Annotated in this window: 18 protein-coding genes; 16 read left to right on the top strand and 2 right to left on the bottom strand. The window is 54.7% G+C overall.

Translation table 11 applies throughout. The features are described 5' to 3' along the window. The first annotated feature begins 277 nt into the window (after positions 1 to 277). The 3 genes from ACR0NW_RS11995 to ACR0NW_RS11985 all read left to right on the top strand — a co-directional run bounded on the left by ACR0NW_RS11995 (position 278) and on the right by ACR0NW_RS11985 (position 3830). Positions 278 to 658: a hypothetical protein gene (locus ACR0NW_RS11995; protein ID WP_480450407.1), complete on the top strand. Its 381-nt coding sequence runs from the start codon at positions 278 to 280 to the stop codon at positions 656 to 658. Beyond that, a complete protein-coding gene (locus ACR0NW_RS11990) occupies positions 655 to 1872 on the top strand; it encodes an HlyD family secretion protein (RefSeq protein ID WP_480450409.1) in 1218 nt (405 codons plus the stop codon). Before ACR0NW_RS11995 ends, ACR0NW_RS11990 begins: the two co-directional genes overlap by 4 nt. Before the next feature lie 512 nt (positions 1873 to 2384). Beyond that, positions 2385 to 3830 carry a phospholipase D-like domain-containing protein gene (locus tag ACR0NW_RS11985; RefSeq protein ID WP_480450411.1) on the top strand — a complete coding sequence of 482 codons (1446 nt, stop codon included), beginning with the start codon at positions 2385 to 2387 and terminating at the stop codon, positions 3828 to 3830. Positions 3831 to 4486: 656 nt separating this feature from the next. Here the strand turns inward: ACR0NW_RS11985 and ACR0NW_RS11980 are convergent. Further along, complete coding sequence (locus tag ACR0NW_RS11980) at positions 4487 to 5200, bottom strand: Crp/Fnr family transcriptional regulator (RefSeq protein ID WP_480450413.1); 714 nt, start codon at positions 5198 to 5200, stop codon at positions 4487 to 4489. A 367-nt stretch (positions 5201 to 5567) separates the two neighbouring features. Between ACR0NW_RS11980 and ACR0NW_RS11975 the strand changes: the two genes are divergently transcribed. From ACR0NW_RS11975 to ACR0NW_RS11915, 13 genes are all read left to right on the top strand, one after another. Then, on the top strand, positions 5568 to 7508 hold the full coding sequence (locus ACR0NW_RS11975) for an alkyl/aryl-sulfatase (RefSeq protein WP_480450414.1): 1941 nt from the start codon (positions 5568 to 5570) through the stop codon (positions 7506 to 7508). 133 nt (positions 7509 to 7641) lie between these two features. Continuing rightward, positions 7642 to 8160, top strand: a complete 519-nt coding sequence (locus ACR0NW_RS11970; RefSeq protein ID WP_480450416.1) for a DUF1269 domain-containing protein — start codon at positions 7642 to 7644, stop codon at positions 8158 to 8160. A 646-nt stretch (positions 8161 to 8806) separates the two neighbouring features. Then, positions 8807 to 9202 (top strand): nuclear transport factor 2 family protein, encoded by a 396-nt coding sequence (locus tag ACR0NW_RS11965; RefSeq protein ID WP_480450418.1) that lies wholly within the window; start codon positions 8807 to 8809, stop codon positions 9200 to 9202. Between the two features lie 375 nt (positions 9203 to 9577). Further along, positions 9578 to 10624, top strand: a complete 1047-nt coding sequence (locus tag ACR0NW_RS11960) for a pyridoxal-phosphate dependent enzyme (protein ID WP_480450420.1) — start codon at positions 9578 to 9580, stop codon at positions 10622 to 10624. Next, positions 10621 to 11766 (top strand): M24 family metallopeptidase, encoded by a 1146-nt coding sequence (locus tag ACR0NW_RS11955; RefSeq protein WP_480450421.1) that lies wholly within the window; start codon positions 10621 to 10623, stop codon positions 11764 to 11766. Before ACR0NW_RS11960 ends, ACR0NW_RS11955 begins: the two co-directional genes overlap by 4 nt. Next, a complete protein-coding gene (locus tag ACR0NW_RS11950) occupies positions 11763 to 12488 on the top strand; it encodes a maleate cis-trans isomerase family protein (RefSeq protein WP_480450423.1) in 726 nt (241 codons plus the stop codon). The genes ACR0NW_RS11955 and ACR0NW_RS11950 overlap by 4 nt, the downstream gene beginning before the upstream one ends. Before the next feature lie 110 nt (positions 12489 to 12598). After that, on the top strand, positions 12599 to 13699 hold the full coding sequence (locus ACR0NW_RS11945; protein WP_170652831.1) for an ABC transporter ATP-binding protein: 1101 nt from the start codon (positions 12599 to 12601) through the stop codon (positions 13697 to 13699). A gap of 91 nt (positions 13700 to 13790) precedes the next feature. Next, positions 13791 to 14882 (top strand): extracellular solute-binding protein, encoded by a 1092-nt coding sequence (locus tag ACR0NW_RS11940; protein WP_170652829.1) that lies wholly within the window; start codon positions 13791 to 13793, stop codon positions 14880 to 14882. A gap of 98 nt (positions 14883 to 14980) precedes the next feature. Further along, positions 14981 to 16252, top strand: coding sequence for an ABC transporter permease (locus ACR0NW_RS11935; RefSeq protein WP_480450425.1), 1272 nt, complete (start codon positions 14981 to 14983; stop codon positions 16250 to 16252). A gap of 6 nt (positions 16253 to 16258) precedes the next feature. Beyond that, positions 16259 to 17488 carry an ABC transporter permease gene (locus tag ACR0NW_RS11930; protein WP_170652825.1) on the top strand — a complete coding sequence of 410 codons (1230 nt, stop codon included), beginning with the start codon at positions 16259 to 16261 and terminating at the stop codon, positions 17486 to 17488. Positions 17489 to 17650: 162 nt separating this feature from the next. Next, positions 17651 to 18871 (top strand): aminopeptidase P family protein, encoded by a 1221-nt coding sequence (locus ACR0NW_RS11925; protein ID WP_480450427.1) that lies wholly within the window; start codon positions 17651 to 17653, stop codon positions 18869 to 18871. 408 nt (positions 18872 to 19279) lie between these two features. Further along, the gene (gene galU, locus ACR0NW_RS11920) at positions 19280 to 20173 is read left to right on the top strand and encodes a UTP--glucose-1-phosphate uridylyltransferase GalU (protein WP_480450429.1); all 894 of its coding nucleotides are present in this window, start codon (positions 19280 to 19282) and stop codon (positions 20171 to 20173) included. A 72-nt stretch (positions 20174 to 20245) separates the two neighbouring features. Beyond that, a complete protein-coding gene (locus tag ACR0NW_RS11915) occupies positions 20246 to 21682 on the top strand; it encodes a mannose-1-phosphate guanylyltransferase/mannose-6-phosphate isomerase (RefSeq protein ID WP_480450430.1) in 1437 nt (478 codons plus the stop codon). A gap of 86 nt (positions 21683 to 21768) precedes the next feature. Here the strand turns inward: ACR0NW_RS11915 and ACR0NW_RS11910 are convergent, their stop codons facing one another. Then, positions 21769 to 24882, bottom strand: coding sequence for a M10 family metallopeptidase C-terminal domain-containing protein (locus ACR0NW_RS11910; protein ID WP_480450432.1), 3114 nt, complete (start codon positions 24880 to 24882; stop codon positions 21769 to 21771). Positions 24883 to 24937 lie beyond the last annotated feature (55 nt).

Here is a 24937-nt window from a genome sequence, read left to right as displayed (position 1 = left end):
TCAGAAAGGACAACGCAATGATCCACTTCGCAAGGTACTACCGCGTTTTCAAAGCAATCCACGACTCCGCCAGACAGGAATGGTCCGGCGGCAACAATCAAGGCCTGCAAGCATCGCCACTTGGCGAGAAAACACCGAACGGGCGTCGTTGGGATCCCCCCTACTCCCCGCAGGAGCAGCCCTCAGAACCCGCACAACAACCAACCGAGAATTGACGTTCTCCAGACACTGAAAATCTACATGCGCAGCTTGGCTGCACAACGAAAGGACCTAAAAAATGAAACCACCCGCGTTCCTGTTGGCGCCCTTTGTTGGCGTCATTACAACTCCGGCCTTTGCCGCTGGCGGCGATCCCAGATGGTGGGTCGCGCCCAATCAAACCGACACCTACGCATGGGTCGGCCTGGTTGTTCTCTTCCTTGCGATCCTGCTGGTCGTACATCTCTATGCGCGTTTTGAACGTTACACCGAACACAAATCAATTGGCACTCCGCTGCGTACAACCATTCCGACGATGCTTACCGTAGCCTTGGCGTATGAGCTGATGCCTGCCCTCAGCCACTTCAGCAGTCTACTGCCGGGCGCCCTTATCCTGACCGCAATCGCTCGCGACTTCATGTTGTGGTGGCGCCCATCGAAAGAGGAGTTGGTAAAATGATTGAGCTTCTGGTCACATCTTTTCCGTTTGTCCTGCGCGTGATCTATCTGAAATGGCGCGGGCTACCGGTCACCCTCTACAACGTTCACCGGGCGTTGTTCATGTGGTTCGTCCTGGCCCTGATCGTGTTCTTTGCCGTATTCTACAACTACCCCAAGTCCTACACTGGCCTTGTGCCATTCAGAACCGTTCCGGTCGTCGCCGAGAATGGTGGAACAGTGACCGATATCTACGTTAAGGGCGGTGATCATGTAGAACCAGGCGATCCGCTGTTTGCAGTCGAGAATGCGTCGGAACAAGCCGCTGTAGATCTCGCGACCCGCAAAGTTGAAGAGATCGAAAGCGCAAAACTGGCAACTGAGTTGCAAGTCCAGACTGCGCAAGCCGTGCTGGATGCCGCTATAACCGCCCGAGAGCAGGCCGAGCTGGTGCTAATGGATCACAAAGCGCTTCAAGCGAAGGGCTCCGCAGCATTTCAAGTGAGCCAGCTGGAACGCGCTCAGGCAACTTTGAGCACTCGGGAAGCAGAAGTTGAGGCTGCTGAAACGCAACTTGGTGTGGCGCAAGTCCAGGCGACGGCAGTTTTGCCTGCCCAACTCGCGTCGGCGCGAGCGTCGTTGAAGCAAGCTCAGGTGGAACTGTCAAAGACGCTGACGCTCAGCTCCGTCGAGGGTGTCGTTGAACAGGTAACCCTAAATGTCGGATCGCGCGCAGCGCAAGCCGCAATGAGCCCTGCCATGCTGATTGTACCGGATCGAAAAGATGCTGAACGCGGACGTATCGTTGCTGGTTTTTCACAGGTTTCTCGCACCGAACTGTACGAAGGTATGGCGGCAGAAGTGGCTTGCGAAAGCAACTTTAACATCTCGATGCGCAATACCGTGCTTCCAGCAAGGATTGTACGTATTCAGGAATCGATTTCTTCCGGTCAACTTGCGCCCAGCGGTCGACTAATCGAACCTAGTGAAAAGGCTAAACGGGGTCAGATCGTCGTTCATCTTGACCTCGTACACCCAGAGCACCGCGAACTATTGGTGCCAGGTAGTGGTTGCATCGTTCAATCCTACACCACCAGTTTTGAAGGTGACATGGAAGGTACACTTGTCGCCCACGGGATCCAGGCAATGGGTATCATCAAGGCGGTTGGTCTGAGGGTCAAAGCTTGGTTCGGACTGACTTCGGGTATCGGTTTGATCGGTGGTGGACACGCCTGATTTCCCAAAGCCCCTCCTATTCAGTAACCACGGCTCCCGATAAACGTTGGGAGCCGTTTCTATTATTTGCGGACAGACCGAACGCAAATAATGTGAGTTCTGTAACGGTTTTCTGCTACACGGCAAACGGTCGGAAAGTCCGCCCAGGCAGCCTTTTGCAAGAAAATGACAACCACGTGAACTAGCCCGAAATGGCAGCTTTGTTCGCTTTGCTACCGCGGTAGAAGGCACCTTGGGGGGGAAGCAGTCATTCGCTGTGCTTGCAGAGATTTTGGAGTGACAGGTGTACTGCAGATGTTTGCCGCGTCGTCTTTTATCGTCAGCGACGCGATCCAAGTGGGCGTTTACTTATCAAGAACTGAAGAAAACACTGCAACCACGCCAATCGCAAAGGCCTGTAACCCAAGGATTAGTTCAATACATTTATTAACCTAAACTTTCTGCACTGATGCCAGCCAAAATGGTTAGGGTGAGGTTTTAAGAGTTGCAGCTGTATCTGGAGGAATTGCGAATTGAGCCTCGTCTATGTTTGGGCATTTCTCGTCATGCTTGCGCAGGTTTTTTTGGCCTTCGGCGTTACTTTACATGCCGTTCTAAAAAAACGCGACACGCGCGCGGCCATCGGCTGGTCAGCCCTTGCTTGGCTTGCGCCGTTTGTGGGCTCGCTGGCATATGTCGTTCTGGGAGTTAATCGCATCAACCGCGCCGGTACGCGGATGGGCCTGTCAGATATCATGCGGCAGATTCCAAACTTCTCACTCTCGGAGAGCGAGAGAGTGCTGTTTGAAGAGACCAATGTCCAATTTCCTCACATTGCCGGTTTAGCCCGCGCCGGGGAGGCTCTTAGCGCAAAGCCGCTGCTGCCGGGAAACAAAGTCCATTGTTTGCGGGATGGTGATGAGGCTTTTCCAGAAATGATCGCGGCCATCGATAGCGCCAAACTGTCAGTAGGCTTGCTGAGTTATATTTTTGACAGTGACCGAGCAGGACAAGAATTTCTGGATGCCCTTGTTCGTGCCAAGGATCGTGGCGTGGAAGTACGCGTTCTTATCGACTGCGTTGGAGCTCGCTACAGCGAGGAAAACATGGTTACCCGTTTGAAAGCAGTCGGTGTTGAGGCAGCGAGTTTTCTTCCCACAAGCGGGTTCTCCTCACGTCGTTTTTCGAACCTGCGAAATCACAGAAAAATCCTTGTTGTAGACGGCTGTATTGGCTTTACAGGTGGAACCAATATTCGCGAAGCGCACTGCCTGAACCTCGATCCCAAGGGGCCGACGCAATGCCTGCATTTCAAGTTTGAAGGGCCGGTGGTAAGCCATTTCAAACAAGTATTTGTTACGGACTGGGCCTTCACCACAGGTGAGCAGTTGAAAGGTGCTGCATGGTTTCCCGAGCTTTCTCGCAGCGGTTCAGTCTGGTCGCGCGGGATTTCACACGGACCTGACGAGGATTTCGAAACGCTTAGCAAACTTATGTTTGCGGCACTATCAGCAGCGCGGGAACGTGTGCGTATCGTAAGCCCCTACTTCCTTCCGGATTCTCGCCTGATAGAAGCGCTTTCAGTGGCAGCTCTGCGTGGCATCAGGGTCGAGATTTACCTCCCGTCAGACAACAACGTTAAACTCGTCGAGTGGGCGGCTATGGCTCAAATCGGGCAAATAATGGAACACGGGTGCCGGGTTTTTTTCACCAAGCCACCATTTGATCACACAAAGCTCATGCTCGTGGACGACGTTTGGGCCCTTGTTGGAAGCACTAATTGGGATCCCCGAAGTCTGAGATTGAATTTTGAATTCAATGTTGAATGCTATCATCGAACATTGTCAGAAGAACTCCATGCCATCCTTGACGCAAAAGCACTTGGCGCACGCGAGATGCGCCTCGAACACATCAATGATCTCCCGCTATGGATCAAATTGCGCAACGGACTGGCACGACTACTCTCTCCCTACCTGTAGCAACCGACACTTGGTTCGCCCACGGACTGATTGCCGGTGGTGCACGGTTCAAAAGTAAGTTCACGTCAATCCAAACAGAAACTCGCGAAAAGCCGAGTTATGATCTCACTCATCTTGCGTTGTTTCGGAAGCTGCAGGTGCAACACGTGTTGGTCCGTCAGAGCGAGTAAACAAATAGAACAAAAGCGCAACGAATACTAAAGCAGCAAAAACTACTACGCCTGAAATTCCTAAGAGAGGAGCACGATGGCGCGAACCTTTGTTGTCGGGATCAGTGTTGTTGGCAGACATTGTCTTTCTGACCTCCAGTGTGATCCCTGACACTATCATTTTCAGTGTTCACAAACAAATTGACGGTAGAAGAAGGAATATTCCACAATTCCTGCGGCTTTGGATGACATGCCGCAGCATCAGTCGTGAAGAGTGTTGTGCGCCTGCTTTAATGCAGTTAACTTTTTACTATGGAATTTATTATTGGCGCCATCGTCACCGTTTTCCTTGTAGTTTGGGGAGCTATTTCGTGGTGGCGCGTTCCGAGCTGCAATCGAAAGAAAGAAGACGACGACAAGTAGCCTAACAAACTACTTGTAAGGAGCTTTCACGCTCGAAACGAAGGTGCTGCCTGTTTGTCCTAAAGGTGGGATGATTCAAGGCATTCATTTGTTTTCAGCCGCGTCAGAGAATGAACGCAAACGGTCGATATCTTTCAGCACAAACTTTCCGTAACGAGTCTCTAACACTCCATCGGCTTTGAGTTTTTTGAAGGTGCGTTGCACGGTTGGAACAGAGGATCCTGTTAGTGCTGCAAATTCATGTTGTGAAATTTGAATTGGCTTGTTGACCCGCAGCCAAGAGCCTTCAAACAGACCCAGAAGCAACGCCGCAACGCGTGTTTCGCCCGTGGTAGTCAAAGCATTGGTAAAAGCTTGTTGCAGAACGTGCCGCGAGTAGTTGTCATAGGTCATCAACTCCCGGTACCGTGACGGATCGGCATCCAGAAACGTAAGCAGTTCCTTGCGCGATATGCGTACTACCTGCGACGGGACACGCGAAACCGCGTCCGCAATCGGAGGTGTTTTAGTGATCATGTCGCTGAAGCTGAGCCACCGACCCGGCGTAGTCGTTGGCGATACGATCTCAGTGCCATCCGGCGCATGCATGATGACGTCAAGTTGACCACGGATCAGGCCATAGACACTGCGGAACACTTTTCCGCGCCGATAAAGCCATTTGCCGGCGGGAAGTTCCACAACCTTGCCAAGCTCCAGAAATGCTGTTCGAAACTCAGGGCTTCGCGACGTGAGCCATTCGGAGTTACGAAGTGCCGTTTTGTACTTGGGCGATGTCAGCGATGATGACTCGTGGTTCATACTCCACCACACAAAACTAAAGACGGTTAAATCACTAAAGATATATTAAATTATTCCAAGACTTGATCACGTGAGCAAGTCTGACTTCGGAATTCCAAGTAATGCTGACTGTGCGAGCAGAATTCAATTTTGCAATATGTTGTAACGGAACAGCAATTCAGGACCGAGCGCATTCCGTGACACGCCAAAGCGAGGTTCTCTTATGTCCACTAACAGAAGAGATTTTATCAAGTCAGTGCCCGCGATGGGTGCTGCCTTTGCTGTAGCGCCTGCATTCGTTGCAGAGGAAGCCAGCGCACAATCCCAATCGGCCACGCCATTGGAAGGGCATTTTCACCCAAAAGGGAAAGCCCCTTCGGAGCATACATTGAAGGTATTGGCAGAGGCGAAAGAAGGATTGCCTTTCTCTGACACTTTGGATTTTGACGAAGTTGCACGTGGGTTCATCGCCGAAATGCCGGAACCGCAGATTATGGCGGATGCGGGCAATGTAGCTTGGGATCGAGGCGCATTTGACTTCATTGACGAGCAGGATGAGTACGACAGCATTCATCCATCACTGATGCGCATCAGCAAACTCAACCAGAATTACGGTTTGTATGAGGTTATCCCCGGAATTTATCAGGTTCGCGGGTTTGACCTGTCCGATATCTCTTTTGTGCGTGGCAAAACGGGCTGGATAGCCATTGATCCGCTGGTCTCAGCCGAGACAGCCCGCGCGGCCTGGGAGCTGTTTTCAGAGCACAAAGGCGAAGGTCTGCCGATCACCGCGGTGATCTATTCTCATTCGCATGGTGACCACTGGGGCGGCGTGCGCGGCATTGTATCTCCGGAAGACATAGACGCGGGCAAAGTGGAAATCATTGCGTCGCGCGATTTCATGCAGCACACGATTTCCGAGAATGTCTTTGCTGGCAACGCCATGAACCGGCGCCTGTTCTATCAGTATGGCCTCCTCTTGCCGGTTGCTCCCCACGGCTTTGTAAATCAGGGTCTGGGTAAGCGTGTGTCGGCAGGTGCCGTAGGACTGATCGCACCCACCCGGATTGTCGAGGACGATATCGAAGAGTTTGAGGTCGATGGCGTGCGAATGATATTCCAGAACACGCCCAACACCGAAGCGCCATCTGAGATGAATACTTACATCCCAGAAATGAAGGCCTTGTGGATGGCCGAGAACGTGACCGCGACCTTGCACAACATTTACACGCTGCGTGGCGCCCAAGTGCGCGACGCATTGCGGTGGTCGAAATACATCTCTCGCGCCCTGTTCCTATTTGGTCAGGAAGCCGAAGTGATGTTTGCTTCGCACCATTGGCCGCGGTGGGGCAACGACCGGGTACAGCAGGTTCTGCGAGATCAGCGGGATCTTTATGCCCATATGAACAACCAGACACTGCATCTGGCCAATCAGGGTGTGACAATCAATCAGATCCACCACCATTACCAGCCTTCCAAAGGGTTGCAGCAAACCTGGCACACGCGGGGATATCACGGATCTCCCGAGCACAACTCACGTGGTGTCGTGCAGCGGTTTCTTGGCTTCTGGGACTGTAACCCTGCCACATTGATTCCATTGGCCCCAGAAGACTCAGCCCCTCTTTATGTCGAGATGATGCGGGGCAAAGACGCGATTATGGCGAAAGGGTGGGAACTGCATGGTGCCGGCCAATATTTCGAAGCGTCCGAAATCCTGAACAAGCTGTTCCTGTCTGACCCATCGGACCAAGAGGTCAAAGACCTTCTGGCCGATGTCTACGAACAGTTGGGATATCAGCAAGAGAACCCCGGTCTGCGCAACAGCTTCCTGTCTGGCGCTTATGAGTTGCGCTCGGGGATACCCACCGGCGAAACAGCCGATACTTCCAGCCCCGAAGTCATCCGCGCCATGTCGACTGAACTATTCCTGGACTTTCTCGCGATCAAGATGGACAGCCGCAAGGCTGAAGGGATCGAGTTCACGATGAATCTGAGCACGCCAGACAATGGAGAGATGTTTGCGATCGAGCTTGCCAAAGCGACGCTTACAAACGTCGAAGGGTTTGCCTTCGGTGAACCGGACCTGACCTTGACATTGAACCGGTCTGATCTGGAGCTTGTGATGGTCGGCGAAGCCGAGTTTGAGGAGCTTCTGGCCGATGGTCGGGCTACGGCCGAAGGCGACGTAAGCGTTCTGATCAAACTGGCAGGCACGATGGTCGAGTTTGATCCGCTGTTCGAGGTTCTACCCGGCACCAAGTCCGGTCCAACCGAAATGGCCGAAGCTGAGGCGTTGCAAGCCGTTACCGGTCAGGTTGCGATCGAGTGAGGTTGTTGTCCCCGGCTCCATATGGGCCGGGGCACCTCAATGAATAACCGATCTCAGGATCGGGGCGCATCAAAGCGCCCAAAAACCGCAGAGTAATATTTGAAAATCACTCACTTTGTTTTTGGAGGTATAAATGGCTGATCTTGTCGTTCTTTCCTTTGACGGAGTCGACAGCGCGGACGCTGTTCTAACGAAATTAAGGCAATTGAAGAAACAGGAGTTGATTGACTTGCTCGATGCCTGTGTCGTCGTTCGACCAGAGGAGGGGGATATCCATATCAAGCAATCGGTGAACATGACACGCATTGGCGCCAGTACAGGCCTAAGTACAGGTGCGATTGTCGGGATGTTGGCCGGTATTCTGGTTCTCAACCCGCTCGCTGGAATGGCGGTTGGCGGATTGGCCGGTGCCGCAATGGGTGCACTTGGAGGCTCTTTGTCGGACTACGGCATTAACGATGATTTCATCAAGGAATTAGGAGAGACGATTAAACCCAACTCCTCCGCCCTTTTCCTTCTGATTGCAAAGGTCACACCTGATAAGGTTCTCGCGGAGATTGAGCAATACGATCCCAAAATTCTTCAAACATCCCTTTCCCAAGAACAAGAAGACAAGCTGCGCGAGGCGATAGCTGCAGCTCACGGTAAGTAACCGCTGAATTGCGATCTCACGTACCGAGCGTTGCTCGAGCCCTCTGATGTTCTTGAGTAACTGCGCAAAACTTGCTCAGCCCTGAGCAGCTACCTGCCAGTCGATGACTGACATTGAAGACCTTGTGGTTGGATACGGCGGAAAGGGGCTATCTCAAGCCACAAGAGTCGCGGCCCAGAAAACTGTTGAGTTCGCTTGCAATGAAGACAATCTTCGGATGTTCTTGGGATTTCGTGTCAGCGAGGACCTATCGGCTCTGCGCACTGACCCTATTTATCGGAGCGCAGGCACGACGCGCAGATTGCGGGGGCGCTGCGATTTTGCCACGCTGGTTTACGCTGCCGCGTGCTTCCACAGTGCTTCCAGCTGGTTTGGCACAACGCAGGGAATCGTCCTCGGGTGGATCGTAGGCTGTTGTTATTGTGTGTTTATTTTTTTGCGTGAGGGTGCAACCACTGTTGCCGAACGCAATTATCAAGGCAGGATTAAACGCAAAGAGGACATCACAGTTTCGACCAATAGACTTCCGTGTTGCGGACAAAGAAGACGTCCAAGATTTAAGTCTATCCGAAGGTGGAGTTGTTCGAGTTTAAAAACCCAGTTACCGTTTTGTGTTCAAACCTTTCCAGAAGCCATGGACACGCTTATGACACCCGACATCAAAACGGCTCGAAAATTGGCCCAGGATCATTGTGCCGCCTGGACTGACAGAACACCGGAGCGTGTAGCCAGTAGGTATGCCGAAAAGACCTCGATGGCCATGAACGGCGGCGAACCTATGACCAGCCGCGCTCAAATATCTGATATGGCTGAAGGTTTCATGGCTGACTTCCCTGACCTTGTTCTTAGTCTCGATACTGTTCTCGTTGCTGACCATCACATGGTTTATGCGTGGACTTTCGAAGGCGAACACAAAGATACAGGAAACCGCGTTCGCTTTTCTGGTTGGGAAGAATGGGACCTGGATGAAAATTTGAGTGTGAGCAAATCGTTAGGTTGGTACGACAGCGCTGACTATGACCGCCAAGTCGCTGGGGAGTGACTTTTCAACCGCGCGACTAGGCAACGACATACTGGGTGCATCGCGGCCATTCGGGTAAGGCGCGGCATTTGGGAGGTATGGGCTCACAGCTAAAGTTCGCCGCATCTTCATGAGTGTCTGCTATGTGTTTCAAACTGAAATTTCTGCCATCTAGTACCTTAGGCAGTGCGTCTGCCGTCCTTTTTTTACTCCGGCGGGCCAAGCTGATTCAGTTGGGGCGTGCCCCTACTTTCCACACAAACCACCAATCAAACATGCGACTTCTCCACCTGCAAACACGGGTCTTTCAATCGGCAGTCGAAAATGACAGGCTTTGCCATCACGAAGCGATCCCTGCCCAGCTAAGGTCAGGCAAAACCCGGAGGTTGGCGAGCCGTGCCAGTTATCAATAACCCATATCGTAGGGGCGCCAAATTGGTGGGTGATGCCCCGTTTCCTTCGGTGGCTGTCGAACGTGTGGCTGCGCTTTTGGCGCAGTGTCCTGCGGCTCAGGAGACACCATTGGTCGAGGTTTCCGATTTAGGGTCTGTGGCTGCGCTTTATATCAAGGACGAACGGGGCCGCATGAACCTTGGGTCATTCAAGGCTCTGGGTGCGGCCTATGTGATCGCGCGACACGCGGTCCAGGCGCAAGGCGACACGCCGGGGCAGAACGCGCTAAAAGGCAAAACGTATGTAACGGCCAGCGCGGGAAATCACGGAATGAGCGTTGCGGCAGGCGCGCGGGCTTTTGGTGCCGATGCAGTGGTTTTTATTGCCGAAACCGTACCTGAGAGCTTTGCCGCGCGGCTTAGGGAACAGGGCGCGCATGTAGAGCGGCAGGGTAAGGATTATGCCGCGTCGATGGAAGCCGCACAGAATGCGGCCGAACAGAACGGATGGATACTTTTGTCGGACAGTTCATGGGTCGGGTATACGGAACTGCCTCATATTCTGATGGAAGGGTATCTGCAGATGGCGGCCGAGGCTGTTCGCCAATGCCCCGAAGTTCCGACACACGTCATGCTTCAGGCGGGCGTGGGGGGACTGGCCGGTGCAGTCGCGGCCCATATTCGGGAGGCTTGGGGCGATGGTCCGACGATCGTCGTCGTCGAACCCGAGGCGGCCCCTGCCCTTCAGGCCAGCATCCAGGCAGGGAAGTCTGTTTTTGCTGACGGACCGGTCAGCAACATGGGGCGTCTGGACTGCAAGGAACCTTCGCTGATCGCATTAAACGGATTGGCGCGGGATGCCGACCTGTTTCTGACGATCGGGGACGAGGCGGTTGCAGCCTGCCTGCCCGCGCTTGCCTCGGCGGGGTTGGCCACGACCGCATCAGGTGGAGCGGGCGTGGCTGCGGTGTTGACACCGGATACACGTACCGCAGTTGGTATCGACAGCACATCCCGGGTTTTGTGTTTCCTGTCCGAGGCTCCTGAATGAGGGGGTTTGATACGTCGGAATTTACCGCCCGTTGTGCGCGGGCGCAGGAACTGATGGTAGAAAACGGATTGTCGGCGCTTTTGCTGACGACCGAGCCGGAACTGCGGTATTTCACCGGCTACCTGACCCGCTTTTGGGAAAGCCCGACGCGGCCATGGTTTCTGATCCTGCCTATTGATGGCCCGCCAGTTGCGGTGATCCCCTCCATCGGCGCAGCCCTGATGGGGCAAACGTGGATTGAAGATATCCGAACCTGGACGTCGCCGGATCTGAAGGATGATGGCGTTACCCTGCTTGCCGACACGCTTGTCGAACTCACGCCCCTTTCCGCAAGAATAGGCATTCCTGACGGCCACGAAACTCATTTGCGGATGCCTCTGGCTGACCTCGGACGTTTGGAGGGACTGATAGGCAGCCGTCAGATATCCGGTGATCACGGTATTCTGCGCAAGCTCCGTATGGTGAAATCCGCAGCCGAGATCGCAAAGATCGAGACGGCTTGTGAAATCGCCGGCCGGGCATTTGCCCGGGTACCTGAAATTGCCCGTGCAGGCGTGCCGCTGGATGAAGTTTATCGCCGCTTCCAAATGCTCTGCCTCGACGAAGGCGCAGATTGGGTTTCCTACCTTGCCGGAGGAGCTGGGCAGTCCGGATATGGCGATGTGATTTCTCCGGCTACAGAATCACCGCTGGCGCCCGGTGATGTGCTGATGCTGGATACAGGTTTGGTCTGGGATGGGTACTTTTGCGATTATGACCGCAACTGGTCCGTCGGGCCGCCGAACTCAGCGGTTCGGTCAGCGCATCAACGACTTATCGAAGCATCTGATGCTGCCTTTGATATTGCGCGGCCGGGCGAAACCGCAGCAGACCTTTTTCATGCCATGAACAAGGTTCTGGCTGATGGCGGCGGTGATACCGATGCAGGTCGCCTTGGGCATGGGCTGGGGATGTCCCTGACTGAATGGCCATCTCTTATCCCTTCGGACAATACGGTTCTTGAGCCGGGTATGGTGCTGACACTTGAGCCGGGGATCACTGTTGGTGACAAGATCATGGTACATGAGGAAAACATCGTCATAACCCAGGGTTCGCCACGATTCCTCAGCCCGAAAGCACGGCCGGAGATCATCGAAATATGAAAATATTCCCACATACACTTGAACCGGCAAACGCCATGCCACCGCCAATGGGGTTAATCGTCCTGCAGGCCGATCAAACGATCGAACCCGAGTTTCGGCGAGTATTCTCGGATCATCCCGCACCGCTTCATGTTTCGCGCATTCCAAGCTCTGCCGAGGTCACACACAGCACTCTTGCCGCAATGGAAGATGACCTGACGGCCGCCGCATCGCTGTTGCCGAATGCAGCCCCCTACCCTGTGGTTGGATATGGCTGCACCTCCGCAAGCTCGGTCATTGGGTCTGAAAGAATTGAGACGTTGGTTCAAAAAGGGTGCAACGCGAAGGTCGTAACGAATCCGCTACGCGCTGCACTCGCCTGCGCCGCTGATCTGGGTATCTCACGGCTGGCGTTGCTGTCGCCGTATATCGAGGAAGTCAATGAGCCTTTGAGGCAAGCCTTCGCCAAGGGCGGCCTGTCAACCGAAGTTTTCGGCAGTTTCGGCGAATCGGAAGAGGCCAAGGTCGTTCGGATATCACTGAGTTCGGTGATCACCGCGGCCCAGAAACTTGGGGAAGACCCCAAAGTTGAAGGGGTTTTCATCAGTTGCACGAACTTGCGAACACTTGATGCGATTCCAAAAGTTCAGGACCTGATTGGCAAACCGGTTCTGTCCAGCAATCAATCGCTTGGTTGGCACATGAAAAAGGTTGCCGCAGAACATTCTCACAACCATTTGTAATAATTATTTATTTTTGAGTTGCCTAATGCGTTCTCATTGTTCTCTAATGGGCGATGTCAAATGCGATGGCGGGATCAACTTGCCACAGGAACATTAGACGGGGAGATCACGTGGCCGATACGGCAAACGACAATGCGTTCGTTAGATTCGAACGCGTACAGAAATCATACGATGGTGAAACTCTGGTGGTGAAGGACCTGAACCTGTCCTTACCAAGAGGAGAGTTTCTGACAATGCTTGGGCCTTCGGGGTCCGGAAAAACAACCTGTCTGATGATGCTTGCGGGTTTCGAAACCGCCACTCACGGGGAAATTCTGCTGGACGGGCAACCGATCAACAACATCCCGCCACACAAACGTGGCATCGGGATGGTGTTCCAGAACTATGCACTGTTCCCGCATATGACAGTAGCCGAGAACCTCTCGTTTCCGCTGGAGGTTCGGAAAATCGGCAAGTCCGATCGTGAAGACAAGGTCAAACGCGCATTGGATATGGTTCAGATGGGTGAGTTCGGCGGAAGACGCCCGGCGCAGCTTTCGGGTGGCCAGCAGCAACGGATTGCCTTGGCCCGTGCGCTGGTTTTTGAACCCGAGCTCGTGCTGATGGACGAGCCTTTGGGCGCACTGGACAAGCAGTTGCGCGAGCATATGCAGTTCGAGATTACGCGCCTGGCGCATAACCTGGGCATCACGACTGTGTATGTGACGCATGACCAGACCGAAGCTCTTACCATGTCAGACAGGGTTGCCGTGTTCGACGATGGTCGCATTCAGCAGATCGCCCCACCTGACCAGCTGTATGAAGAGCCCGAAAACAGTTTCGTGGCGCAGTTCATCGGCGAGAACAACACGCTGACCGGAACCGTCAGTTCCATTGATGGGGACAGGTGCGTCATCCAGCTGGATGATGGCGAAGAGATCGACGCCAAACCGGTCAACGTGTCGGAGGTCGGCGAACGGACCAAGGTTTCGATCCGCCCGGAACGTGTGGAATTCAACAAGGACAGGCTGCACGCCGACGCACACATGCTGAAGGCTGAAGTCAAGGAATTCATCTATATGGGTGACATCTTCCGTTTCCGTCTTTCTGTGGCCGGAAATGATGACTTCATCGTGAAGACACGAAATGCACCGGATGCGGTTAGACTCAAAGAAGGCCAGATCATCGAAATTGGCTGGCTGCCGCAGGATTGTCGGGCGCTGGACGCCTGACGAATCAGCAAACAACAATACGAGACCGGTGACCAAAACCCGCTCCGGTCTCGCATAAAAAAAACTCGGGTAAACCAACTGGGAGAAAAAAATGAAATCAACGACAAAGATTCTCGCCGTTCTGGCCGCTACGACAGCAGCCGGGTCGGTGGCCGCTCAGGAAATGACCATCGTGTCATGGGGTGGCGCGTATTCCAAGTCGCAGCTTAAGGCGTATCACGAGCCCTATTCGGAAAAGACCGGCGTCACGATCATCAACGACGACAGCTCGGCCGAAGCCGTTGCCAAACTGCGCGCGATGAACGAGGCCAACAACATCACCTGGGATGTGGTCGATGTTGTGGCGGCTGACGCCATTCGCCTGTGCGACGAAGGTCTGGCCATGGAAATCGATCCCGACACGATGCTGGCCCCGGCGCCTGACGGCACATCTGCTGCAGACGATTTTGGTGACCTGCTGGTTTCGGAATGCTTCATTCCACAGATCGTCTATTCGACCACCTTCGGCTATCGCACTGATCTGGTTGGCGACACTCCGCCGTCCAACATTTGCGATGTCTTCGATCTGGAAAACTATCCCGGCAAGCGCTCGCTGGAAAAGCGCCCGATCAACAACATGGAATGGGCGCTGCTGTGTGACGGCGTTGCCAAGGAAGACGTCTATGACGTGCTTGCCACCGAAGAAGGTCAGGATCAGGCGCTTGCCAAGCTGGACACCATCAAGGACAACGTCGTCTGGTGGAATGCCGGTGCCGACACACCGCAGCTTTTGGCTGATGGCGAGGTCGTGATGGGTTCGACCTATAACGGACGTCTGTTCTCGGTCATCGAAGAACAGAACCAACCCGTGGCCATGCTGTGGGACGCACAGGTGTTCGATCTGGATGGATGGATCATCCCGGCGGGCCTGAGCGATGAGCGTAAGCAGCGTGCGCTGGACTACATCATGTTCGCGACCGACACCCAGCGTCTGGCAGATCAGGCCAAGTACATCTCGTACGGCCCGGCACGCGCCTCGTCGGCACCTCTGGTTGGTCAGCATGCCGATCTTGGTATCGACATGGCACCGCATATGCCGACCGATCCGGAAAACGCAAAGAACACGTTCCTTTATAACTACGAGTTCTGGGCGGATTACCGCGACGACATCGACGCCAAATTCCAGGCGTGGCTGGCGCAATAAGCGAAACGCACTACCGAAGGGGGCCATCTGGCCCTCTTCTCTACAGGCATTCGTTAGTCACTTTTTGACCAATAAACACGTCACAGACGGGGACGAAGATGAGCGACGAGACACAATCCGGCCCGGTGCTGGCAGCTGATGGCACACCGCTAAAGCGAAGCCTGCAACGATCTTTGCGGAATCAAAGGTTAAGGGCTCTGGCTTTGATCGCGCCGCTTTTGCTGTTTGTGCTCTTGTCGTTCATCATACCGATTGCATCGATGTTGTTCCGGTCGGTTGAAAACAACATCGTCTCCGACACTCTGCCCCTGACCGTCGAAGCTTTGCAGGAATGGGACGCCAATAGCGGAGAGTTGCCGGATGAACAGGTCTTTGACGCGTTCGTCAACGACATGGTGGTGGCGATCGAAGCCAAAGAGCATACCCGACTGGGAACCCGCTTGAACTATGAGCAGACGGGGATGTCGTCTCTGTTCCGCAAATCGGGTCGCCAGATCAGACGGTTGGATCCTGCAACGGACGGACCGTTCAAGGAAACGCTGATCGATATCGACAAGGACTGGGGAGATCCGGATACATGGCGAACGATCAAGACACATTCCGTCCCATTGACCAATGGCTACTTCCTTAACGCTGTCGACATGCGCCGCACACCCGAAGGGGCCCAGGCGCAACCGGAAAGCAAGCAGATCCTCGTAAAGCTCTTTGGGCGGACGTTGATCATGTCGCTGGTGATTACGCTGTCATGTGTCATCCTAGGGTATCCCGTGGCCTGGATACTTGCGAACCTGCCGGCACGTAAGGCAAACGTTCTGATGATCCTTGTACTGCTGCCATTCTGGACTTCGCTGCTGGTTCGGACGTCAGCCTGGAAGGTGATGCTACAACAACAGGGCGTCATCAATGATGTGCTGGTTTGGCTGGGACTAGTAGCCGATGATGCGCGTCTGGTGATGATCAACAACCAGTTGGGCACAATCATCGCGATGACTCACATCCTGCTGCCCTTCATGATCCTGCCGATGTATTCCGTGATGCAGACCATTCCGCCCACTTATCTGCGAGCCGCGAAATCGCTGGGCGCCACAAACTGGACCGCGTTCTGGCGGATTTACTTCCCGCAGACCGTGCCCGGTATCGGTGCGGGCTCGATCCTCGTGTTTATTCTTGCCATTGGTTACTACATCACGCCCGAAATCGTCGGCGGCACCAAAGGCGTCTTTATCTCGAACCGGATCGCTTATCACATCTCGTCATCGCTTAACTGGGGGCTCGCGGCCGCGCTTGGAACGATCCTTCTTGCGGTGGTTCTGATCCTTTACTGGGCCTACGACAAGATCGTCGGCATCGACAACGTGAAGCTGGGTTAAGTGAATATGGCAAACGATCTTTCTGATATCAAAGTTCCGGTTTCGCTGTCCTTCACGCTGTCACTGGTAGGTCTTGTCGTTGCAGCGGTCAGCTTTGTGGCCGGTGTCTCGACCGCATCTGATTTCTCAGAATTCCTGCTGACCGTGGCGGCTGGTGCTGCACTGGCGATTGGCTACGCCTATTCGGTCATCGCACTGTTCGACTCAGCCAGACCCGCCAAGATCGTCAGCGCCCTGTTGGGTGCGCTGATCGGTTTGGCTGTGGGCAGCTTGGGCGGTGCTCTGTTCGGAATTATTGGCGGAGTCATTGCCGCGCAGCTGGTATTCTGGGTGCACTATCGCCACTATCGTCACGGACTGCCACCGTATCTTACGTCAAATCAGGTGCTGTGGCATTACGGTTTCCGGGCGATCTGCGGCGCAATCTTCATCTTCCTGATCACGCCGATTCTTGTTGTGCTGCCTCTCAGCTTCAACGCTCAGGACTTCTTTACGTTCACTCCGGAAATGCTGCGTTTTGATCCCGAAGGGTATTCACTCAAGCATTACCGCGATTTCTTCACCAACAACGAATGGCAACGCAGTTTCAAAAACTCGCTGATCATCGCACCAATTGCCACGATAATCTCCGTGTCACTTGGCACGCTGGCAGCAATTGGACTTAGTCAAAGCCACGTGCCGGGCCGCCGCGCGATCATGGCAATTCTGATTTCGCCAATGATCGTGCCATTGATCATCTCGGCCACGGGCATGTTCTTTTTCTACTCCTCCATCGGCAACTGGCTGGAAGGAACGCTTGGCCTGCCCAAGAACTTTGTAGGCTATATCAAGGTTGTTCTGGCCCACGCCGTTCTGGGTATTCCCTTTGTGATCATCACGGTTACGGCCACCCTTGTTGGATTCGACCGCTCGTTGACCCGAGCGGCGGCGAATATGGGCGCTGATCCGGTAACAACCTTTTTCCGGGTGCAGATGCCGCTGATTTTGCCGGGCGTAATCTCAGGCGGACTGTTTGCCTTCATCACTTCATTTGACGAAGTGGTGGTGGTCCTGTTCGTAGGCTCCGCAAGCCAGAAAACCCTGCCATGGCAGATGTTTACCGGTCTGCGCGAACAAATCAGCCCGACGATCCTGGCCGTTGCGACGATCCTTGTCGTGATCTCGATCGCGCTGTTGACGACTGTGGAACTGTTGCGCAGGCGTTCGGAGCGATTGCGGGGCATGTCTCCGTCTTGACGTGTCGCTTTTCTTAATCTAGCCATTTCACCGTGCGGACCGGCCGCGATGGCGTCGCGGAAATTCCGGCTTGCACGGTCCTCGAGTGCCGAGGCCGCATTGTCCTGAACGCCGGGACTTCGTGGCCGGGCGGATTCCGTTCGGCATTGAACGGAGACCGAAATGACTGACCTATCCAATCGCCCCGAATTTTTCACCTGCCACAACGGGTCAAAAGCGCCACTGCAGTTCAGCGAAGCTGAATACAATCGCCGCCTGAGCATGCTGCGCTCAATCATGGCGGCGCGCGACATTCCCGCTGTCTTGCTGACGTCGATGCACAACATCGCGTATTACACCGGCTTTCTGTATTGCGCATTCGGCCGCCCCTATGGATGCGTCGTTACCCAGGAAGCGGTTACGACCGTTTCGGCAAATATTGACGCCGGACAGCCTTGGCGGCGCTCGGTGGGTGAGAACGTGATCTATACCGACTGGAAGCGGAACAACTACTGGCGGGCCGTTGCCTCGTTGATCGGGGGTGCAAAGCGTGTCGGTATCGAAGGCGATCACATGACGCTGGCGTCCCGCGATGTGGCACAGGATATGCTTGGCGGCCCGGAACTGGTCGATATCGCAGCAGACACAATGTCCGCCCGACTGGTTAAGTCCGACGAAGAGATCACTCTGATCAAAAGCGGCGCACATACTGCAGACGTTGGCGGAGCCGCAATTCATGCCGCAATCCGCGAAGGCGTGACCGAGATCGAAGTTGCGATGGCCGGTCGTGACGCGATGGAGGCCGAGATTGCCCGCGCGCATCCAGGTGCCGAGTATCGGGATACCTGGGTTTGGTTCCAATCCGGGATCAACACGGACGGTGCACATAACCCGGTGACCAGCAGGGCCCTGCAAAAGGGTGACATCCTGTCTCTCAATACTTTCCCGATGATCTCCGGCTATTACACCGCGCTCGAACGGACTCTGTTTCTGGGCGAACCTGACGCGGCATCCCTGAAGCTGTGGGAGGCAAATGTCGCCGCGCATGAGCTTGGCCTCAGCCTGATCCGGCCCGGCGCGACCTGCTCGGGCATCACCGCCGAAATCAACAGGTTCTTTGCCGATGAGGGTCTGCTGCAATACCGGTCGTTCGGATACGGTCATTCGTTTGGCGTACTGAGCCACTATTATGGGCGCGAAGCAGGTCTGGAGTTGCGTGAGGATATCGACACGGTTCTGGAACCCGGGATGGTGGTTTCGATTGAACCCATGCTTTGGGTCCCCGAGGGTCAACCCGGCGCCGGTGGCTACCGCGAGCACGATATTCTGGTCGTGGGGGAAGATGGCGCTGAAAATATCACGGGCTTTCCTTACGGGCCTGCCCACAACATCATCAGCGCATAACACAAAGCATTCGAGACTGAAGTGTCGGGGCCAAAACTGGCTCCGGCGCATTTGTATTTTCAAGTCGATCACGATTCCGCGTGATGAAACGTGCTTGACGCACCACAGGCGACATCGGTCAACATCGCGCAAGGACAATCAGTCGCCGTGGAGGTAATTCCATCTGTATCAGAAACAGTAAGTTTGGCGCTTTTCTTGTCCCCTTTCTACACGATTTCAAGATGATGCGGCTGGTCTTCGGAACTTGCAGCCACAGTCATTGAAACCTATCAACTTGCCCTCAATGTGGCTGAGTGGCAGAATTCGGCGAAGTTGATGTGTAAAGTGCAGTTAACATTGATAGATCGCAGCGTTCCGCATATGAGGGACACCCGGCTGCTCCGGTTTGCTAAGATTCTGTGAGGTATTATGACGCGTAAGGTGACCAAAGCAATTTTCCCGGTTGCTGGGTTAGGCACCCGATTTTTGCCAGCAACAAAATCTGTTCCCAAAGAGATCATGACCCTCGTTGACCGTCCTCTGGTACAGTACGCCATCGACGAGGCCCGCGCGGCAGGGATCAAGGAATTTATTTTTGTAACCTCACGCGGAAAGTCCGCGCTGGAGGACTATTTTGATCACAACCTGACTCTTGAGCAGGAGCTCAAGAAAAAAGGCAAGGACGATCTTCTCGAAGTTCTTGAAGCGACCAACATGGAAAGCGGGGCTATTGCCTATATCCGCCAGCATAAGGCGCTGGGGCTTGGGCATGCAGTTTGGTGCGCGCGCCGCCTGATCGGTGATGAACCATTTGCAGTCATTCTGCCGGACGATGTGATCGCTGCCGAAAAGCCATGCTTGCAGCAAATGATCGAAGCATACGCTGAAACCGGTGGCAACATGGTTGCCGCCATGGAGGTTTCCGCCGAAAAAACAAGCGCATATGGCGTTCTGGACGTTGCCGAAGACATGGGCGCGGTTGTGTCTGCCCGGGGCATGGTTGAAAAGCCCGAGGCTGACAAAGCACCTTCGAATCTTGCCGTTATCGGGCGATACGTTCTGAGCCCGACGGTTTTGAACAATCTCAACCAGATGAAAACAGGAAGCGGTGGAGAGATTCAGCTGACCGATGCCATTGCGGATGACATCGCAGGTGGTGTTCCGGTTTATGGCTACCGGTTTAACGGGCAACGATTTGACTGCGGGTCAAAGGCAGGGTTTTTGCAGGCAACCGTGGCGTTTGCGCTGGCGCGTGACGACCTGCGCGCTGACTTGTCCAGTTATTTGCAGGATCTGACCCTTGCCGAACATGCCGCGCAGTGACAAAACTGCGATCCAGTCTTAGGGGCCTCTCAGCGGCCCCTCTCCCTCAATTGGTCTAGAAGCACGGGCATTATGACAACTGTTCATCCTATCATTCTCTGTGGCGGCTCCGGCACACGGCTGTGGCCGTTGTCCAGAAAAAGCTATCCCAAGCAATTTGTTCCACTGGTAGGAAACGAGACGCTGTTACAGGCTTGTGCCGAGCGGATGCGAGGCCCGGCGAGTGCGCCCTATGCCGCCCCCATGGTGCTGACCAATCAGGCTTTTCGGTTCATCGTCACCGAACAACTGGCCTCGATCGGGATGGACCCTGGTCCGATTATGATTGAACCGGATGGCCGCAACACCGCACCGGCGGTTCTGGCCGCCGCGTTGCATTTGGCGAAGAAAGACCCTGAAGCCATCATGCTGGTGGCACCGTCAGACCATGTGGTACCGGACACAGGTGCTTTCCACGAGGCCATCGCAGAAGGCGTTCGTGCGATTCAGGCCAATGGTGATCTGATCACGTTTGGCATTACACCGACCAGCCCTGAAACGGGTTACGGTTATCTGAATCTTGCACAAAAGCCAGATGGCTCAGGTGCGACGGTTCCACTGAGCCGGTTTGTGGAAAAACCGGATCTGGAAACCGCAAAGTCCATGCTGAAAGATGGCAGCTACCTGTGGAATTCGGGGATTTTCCTGTTTTCAGTGCGCGATATTCTGGCCGCCTTCGAAAAGCACGCCCCACAGCTGCTGGCGCCCGTTCAGAAGGCCGTCGAAGATGCCCAGATTGATCTGGGTTTCCTGCGACTGGACCCAAAAGCCTGGGACCAGGTCGAAGACATCTCGATCGACTACGCGGTTATGGAAAAAGCCAGCAATCTCAGCGTTGTCCCATACTCTGCCGGGTGGTCTGATCTGGGCAACTGGCAAGCAGTTCAGGAACTGAGTGAACCCGATGAAAACGGTGTCGCAACAACCGGCGAAGTGACTGCCATTGACTGCAAAAACGTTCTTGTGCGTTCTGAGACGCCCGCACAAGAGGTTGTCGCGATGGGGCTGGAAAACGTAATTACAGTGGCGATGCCCGATGCGGTTCTTGTGGCCAGCATGGACAAGGCACAAGACGTCAAACAGGCGGTGGCCGCGTTGAAAGCCAAAGGGGCGAAACAGGCCGAAGCGTTGCCCGTCGATCACCGGCCCTGGGGTTGGTTTGAAAGTCTGGTGATTGGCGACCGTTTTCAGGTCAAGCGCATCCATGTTCACCCCGGCGCGTCCCTGAGCCTGCAATCGCACCATCACCGTTCCGAGCATTGGATCGTCGTTGAAGGAACCGCCAAGGTTACCGTGGACGATAAAGTTACCCTCATCTCGGAAAATCAGTCGGTCTATATTCCGCTCGGCGCAGTTCACCGGATGGAAAACCCGGGCAAGGTTCCGATGGTGCTGATTGAAGTTCAGACCGGTTCGTATCTGGGTGAGGATGACATTATCCGCTACGAAGACGTTTACGCCCGTAGCTGATGCACGGCCTAAATGGAAGCGGGCGATTGTAATCGCCCACTCAAAAACCCCGAATTGCCGTATGGCATTGCGGGGTTTTTATTTGTCTACAGAAAAAGAAAATCCTCGGCGCTCAACTGATCGGGTGCTACGCCCACAAGATGAATGATCCCCGTGCCGAGGGTAATGAATGCGTCGCCTTCACGCGCTTCAATCGTCAGGGCGTCGTATGACTTGGCCAGACCTACCAGCGAAATCGTGTCTTGCCCCGGAACAAAATCGTTGATCGTGTCGTTCATGTGGTTCCCGACAAAGCGAAATTCGTCTGCGCCACTCCCTCCGTGGAGAATGTCATCACCCAGCCCACCAATAAGAATATCGTTACCGCTGCCGCCCCATAGAGTGTCCACCCCAGATTTTCCCGCAAGAAAATCATCACCGTGATCACCAAATAACTGGTCGTTCCCTCCCTGTCCGAACAATCTGTCATGGCCTTCACCACCCCAAAGCGAGTCGTCCCCGTTCCCCCCCCGAAGTTCGTCGTTGTCTTGTTCCCCATACAAAAGGTCATTCGCAGGTCCGCCCTTCAGAATGTCATCGCCCCTGCCACCCCAAAGCTTGTCGTTTCCACCACCTCCCTGCAGCAGATCGTTACCTGCATCACCAAACAGCTGATCGACACCGAACGACCCATATAGCTTATCGTGCCCATCACCCCCTCTGAGTATGTCTGACCCATACCAACCGTTCAGACTGTCGTTGCCGCGCTGACCATCAAGAGTATCGTGCATGATGCCGCCATGAAGAACGTCGTTCCCCGATCCTCCAAACAACTCATCGTTGCCATCTTCACCGGAAAGAAAATCGTGATCGTCACCCCCATCAAGCCGATCAGCGCCCTGACCGCCCAGAAGCCTGTCATTACCACGACCTCCTACCATGTAATCCTGGCCCCACTGGCCATACAGCTTGTCATTTCCATAGCCGCCAAAGATCGCGTCGTTCCCTTTATTGCCAAAAACCACATCGTTCCCACCTAGTGCTTCGATAAAATCAACAGAGGATTTGCCTTGCATGACGTTGTTCAAATTGTTTCCCCGCCATGCGGCGGAAACTGAGCCTGTTTTCTGGCTCTGGACGGATTCCCATGTCCCCAACCCGTCCATGTAATTTACACGGACGGAAAACTGAGCACCCGCGTCCGAGTCCTTCAATCGATAGCTGGCTGCTGTCGCTCCGGAAATCTCCACCCCATTGCGTAACCACTGATAGGTGAACGCGGTTCCAATGCCATCTGCGTCCTGTATGTTCTCGGTCTTTGCCTGGAGAGATTGGCCTGTGCCAAGCCATCCGGACACAGAAGCCGTCCCTTGCGGAGCTGAGTTCACATCAACACCCGTCAGTTTCAGAGTGGAGCTGTCCCCAAATGTTATGATCCGTGTGGAGCCGACCTGAACAGACGTCAGAGCGGCCTGTTGAACAGTGTCCAGTTTCGAAAAATCCAGGCGATCTTCGGCAGGGTTGAAGTCGGTGATCGTGTCCGCGCCCGAATTGGACATCAGGACAAACGCGTCCGAGCCAGCACCCAGCGTAAAAATCTCGTTCGCCCAGGTGCCTTCAATCGTGTCCGCGTTGTCGCTGCCGGATACATTGATTGGTGCACCCGGAGCCTGTGAACCAACAGGAAAATGGTTTGCGCTGTCAAAACGGTTACCCGGCCAAAGATCGGCCAATGTCAGTGGGCTGGCATCGGCCGATGTAATACGGATCTCAGTTCCGTTATGGCGCAGTACAATCCCATCCGGTATTACATCGTGATCCAGTTGCAAGGGGCTGTAGAGGTACGGCAATCCACTAACGTCCAGCTCGTCCTTGGCGGGATCGAAGTCCAGTATGTGATGCTGGCCCTCGGTCACAACGAATACATCGGCCCCTGAGCCGCCAGCCATGTCGCTGCCGTCGCCTCCGGAAACCAGAATGTCATCCCCCGCGCCGCCTTCAAGCCGGTCACGCGCCCCAGCAGAGGCGGTTTCGCCGGTCGCAACGATCAAATCATCGCCGCCTGTTCCGATAACGGTCTGGGCCTCAGGATCCTGATCCTGCTTTACCTGCCCAAGATCCTTTAACGAAACACGGAACTGAGAAATTCCGGGGGCGCCCTCACCTGCAGCAAATATCTGCAACTCGTCGCCGACGCGGACGATTTCCAATGCCGTGACGTCGCGAAGGCCGCGCCCGGGTGCTTGCGCAAGCGTCGCAAGCTGCAGCAAATGGCCGTTGGGCAGAAGGGTGAACAGGGTAAATCCGTCATCCCCTCCACCGGCGACAACAAAAATCCTGCCATCTGTTTCCAGCATCGCAACAGACTGAACATTGCCAAAACGCGTTTCCTGCGTATCCAACAAGTAGTCGGTCGGTGTCAGGCTGCCATCTGCGCCCAAACGCAGGACGCTGAGGGATTGAGCAGCGCCATCGCCGACGACGACCCAGGCGGTTCCATTCGCACTGACGGTTGCCATTGTGGTTGGCGTGTTTATTCCCAATCCGTCGACAGCGCCGCTAATGTCGCGCTGTTCCAATGCGCCGGTCGCCGGATCGACACGGTAGCTGGTGACGTTGCCCGGGCCCGACCAGCCACTTCCTGCCACTACGACGTAGCGCGAACCGCCCGACTGCACGTCGTGAATGCTTGCACCCTTCTGCGTTTCAAGCGCGTCTATTTGTGCATCTGCGATCGCATCCAATCCGCCGTTAGCGTTTTCTACGTAGCTGCCAAGTTTTCCCGAATTCGCATCCAGTACGTAATGGGCCATCCGACCATCCGTCAGATATGCAGTTGCCACTCCGCTGATTGTTCCGCCCGAGCCGCTCGGCAGTCCGGTTTCGGCTTTGCTGCCAAATCCGCCATTCGCATGCAGGTCGTATCCGATCAAACTGTGCCCCGGCCCCGATCCAAGCAACAGCTTTGGCCCGGTCCCTGTATCGGCGTCGACCAGCGTACCGACACCCAGCCCGACATCCGCCGGTGAAAAGAACACCTTTCCAGGAAGCGACGATGCCAGAGCACCCTCGTTCACGTCAAAGGCACTGATGCCCCCGTTCTGACCTGTTGCCGCGTAAAGGATCGGCCCCGACGGCCCGTCAATTATCTGAAGATCACGCAAATCTAAATCCAGAACAGCCTGACCTGCCGTCAGACGCCCCTGAAACACCGGTTTCATGGCCCCACCACAATTTTGTTTCCACTCCACAAACCATGTTGCAGGCGGTGAAGGT

The sequence above is a fragment of the Ruegeria sp. CF5 genome (assembly GCF_056537325.1).
Note: the sequence above shows the minus strand (reverse complement) of the source record. Positions and strands in the feature narration are given on the sequence as shown.